Genomic DNA, 3,213 nt, shown 5'->3' with positions numbered 1-3,213 from the left:
ATCTTGCAGTGGCAGGGGACGCTCGGACCGGCTTGGATTCAAGGAATCAGTGCAACACCCCTTGCTCTGAGGGGTCTCAGCGATGTCGCCAGGATCAACTTCGAGAAAACCGAATCGACAGTACTTGGCAGAAGAGAAAGCAAACATTTCTTGCCGGCTGGATCGCGGGAACAACACGCCCGGGGCCGGGCTGTTACACCACGCTAATGGGCACTACCGGCGGTGGTGATACGGCCCGCTAGACTCTCTTCATGCGCAGAACGTCGGCACGAGGCCCCGACGCCGCTGGGAGGGAGCGCGTACTTATCCTGTCAGCAGGGGTAGGAGCGGGGCACAACAGCGCCGCGGCGGCGGTGCAGCAGGCGTGTGCCGCGCGCGCCGACATCGACGAAGTGCAGGTGCTGGATGTGCTGCAGGTGAGCAGCGTGCTCTACCGCACACTGCTGGGCAAGGGTTACTTCGTCCTGGTCGAGGACTTGCCCTGGCTGGTCGAGTGGGGCTACGACATTAACGACCGTCCGTTCCGGCGCCGGGGCCCAGTAGACCCCTGGACACGGGTGAACGCTCTTCCAGTGATCGGTGCGATCAAGCGATTCCGGCCGACCGCGATCGTGTGCACGCACTTCCTGCCAGCCCAACTGCTGGCGTCACTGCTCCTTCGCGGCGTGATTGACGCGAGGACCGCCGTCGTCACGACGGACTACGACTTCCAGGGCCTATGGCTTACGGGCGCGTTCCATGCGCTCTTCCTGGCCAGGGAGGAGGGGAGGGTGGAACTGATGGCGCTGGGTTTGCCCCCCGACCGCGTCGCGGCCACGGGCATCCCGATCGCCACCCAGCTGAACGTAGCGCCTGCGAGCGATGCAAACGACCCCCCGAAGCTGCTGATCTCGGCGGGCGCGACTGGCGGCGACTATGCCGTCTCGGTCGTGCGGCAGACGCTGCACATGCGCTCGTCCTTCACTGCCACGGTCGTGTGCGGACGCAACGATGCGCTACGGCAGCGTATCGAGCAGCTGGTGGCGCCCGCTGGCGACCGCTACCGCGTGCTCGGCTTCACGGCGGAGATGCCGCAGCTGCTGCGCTGCGCCGACCTGTTTGTGGGCAAGCCGGGCGGGCTGTCGGCGTCGGAGTGCATGGCTGTAGGGCTGCCCATGGTGCTTGTGAACCCCATCCCGGGGCAGGAGGTTCGCAACGGCGATTACCTGATGGAGCAGGGGGCGGCGGTCCGCTGCAACACTCCCGCGACGATCGGCTGGAAGATCGACGAGGTGCTGCGGGAGCCGGGTCGCCTGCAGCGGATGCAGGCGGCGGCGCGGAGAACGGGCCGCCCTGACGCTGCGGCGGACGTGCTGACCGGACTGCTGGACGGGCCGTCCCGTCCCTTGGTCGTGACACGCGCAGCGCAGAAGACAATCCTCGCCGAGAGCGAGCGGCGCTTAGTTGCGACCGATTTGAGGGGACCCTCCTCGCTGGTCCGCGTCATCGACTCGGCTGCGGGTAGCACGGTCGCGCTGCTGCGAGCCGAGGAGCTGGTAGATCTGCAGAAGCGGTACGCCACCCGGAACGGGGGTGTGGTCCTGCGGCGCGGCCACGCGCTCATGTCGCTCAGGTGGGAGGAGCGGCGGCTGCTCCGCGCCATTCTTCGGGGGGACGACGAGCTGCCCATCCGCGTCGAGGAGCCCTCGCCACCCCCTCGCATCCTTCCCAGGGGACCGGCGGGACACGACCCCTAGCGACCGCGGGCCGGCCGTCCGGGACGCCTCCCTCGTCGATCGCTCCCTCACGGCGCCGCAACCGGTCCGCGCCCGCCCAGCTGACCGGGCTGTGCTGGGCGGCGAGCAGGGCCCAGTCGCCCGGGCGGTTTACGGACACGTGGTGCCCGTGCAGACGACTTTGGGCATTTCGTGCAGACGACTTAGGAACATGACAACCGCGTCGGACAGCCCGGCCGTCAAGATGGAAACGATTTACCGGTCGGGAGGCAGGGCTACTCGTCGATCACGGAATCCACTACCGCCCCACGCTCCTGGGGACGATCGAATAGCGGGTGTACCTTCGCGTCAATCGCCCAAGCCGTTTCCGATCGAAATCGCGGGGCAGACACTTGCGAGGCCGGGGTGACCCCGTCACTGGATACTCTCCTCCTGTACAACCCCGATGGGGCGAGGAGGAAGACATAAACGTTGAATGATCAGGAAGAGGACAACGCTATGCCCCGTCGTCGGCCAACTGGTGCCGCGTTCGGGGCGAAGCCCTGATTGTTTGCACCGTGCTGTGGCGGCGGCTGGTGGCGCCGCCGGGTTCCGTTGTTTTCGAGTGGCTACGTTAGTCCGCGGTCAGCATCTGAAGGGACGTAGCCGGGTCATGCGGCTGTCGGCCGATCGGACCATGGAGGGGCTGAAGAGAGGTGGGTCGGTATGCAGAGCCTGGAGACTCAGTGCGCCGTGCAGGTATGCGCGGGAGTCCGTAACGAGCGCGGGGAGGACCACATTGCAGCCGCGGTTGAACTTCTCCGGCAGAATCAAGAGTTCCAGGGCAAAGAATCGCCGCACCCTGTCAACGCGGGGTGCGGCAGTTTGGGGGAGGCCTTTGGCGGGGAGAATTGGGAGTGTGGACAGTGTCCACACTTTGGGCCCCGGACTCGGCCGTACCGGTGCCGGACTGGCCCGGATTCCGCATGTTTCGGCCGGAGCCCAGTGTTTGCAAGGGCCGGAACCCGGTTCGAGTCCCACCTCGGGCACAGTGTTTCCGCAGGTCAAGGGCCTTCTTGGTGGTTTTTCGTGTGGACAGCGTCCACGCTCTTGCCTCTGATCTGATGTTTCGGTTGTGTGGGGGAGCGGCTGACTACGGCGGACCGGGTGCCGCCCTGTGGGGCCTCTTCTGGGTGTTCATCTTTGTTCGTCCTTCCGTCGGGTTTTCGCGTTCACTACTTCATGGTGGCTAGGGTGACGTACTACATGACTTCCTGATTTTCTTGATCGACCAAATGCTGCGGCGGGTCCGGAATTTTCGGTCTGATACAGGTTCATGCAGGAATGCGGGGGCAACGGCATGACATGGCCACTGATCCGGAGCAGACGCTGAGCTCGCTGGGCCTTGCCAGTCGGTAGGCGGGGCCGGCTTCGCGGGCGAGTGGTGGGAATTGGTGGTCTTTGCTGCCATGGCCTTCCCGCCAGTTGACCCGCCGCCGCAGCCATCCTTTTCCCCGTC

1 protein-coding gene is annotated in these 3,213 nt (G+C 65.5%); it reads left to right on the top strand.

The features are described from left to right. Nucleotides 1-251 precede the first annotated feature (251 nt). Nucleotides 252-1,736 carry an MGDG synthase family glycosyltransferase gene (locus BJQ90_RS14810; protein ID WP_226761004.1) on the top strand — a complete coding sequence of 495 codons (1,485 nt, stop codon included), beginning with the start codon at nt 252-254 and terminating at the stop codon, nt 1,734-1,736. Nucleotides 1,737-3,213: the final 1,477 nt, after the last annotated feature.

The sequence above is a fragment of the Arthrobacter sp. SO3 genome (assembly GCF_020532825.1).
GTDB lineage: Bacteria > Actinomycetota > Actinomycetes > Actinomycetales > Micrococcaceae > Arthrobacter.
Note: the sequence above shows the minus strand (reverse complement) of the source record. Positions and strands in the feature narration are given on the sequence as shown.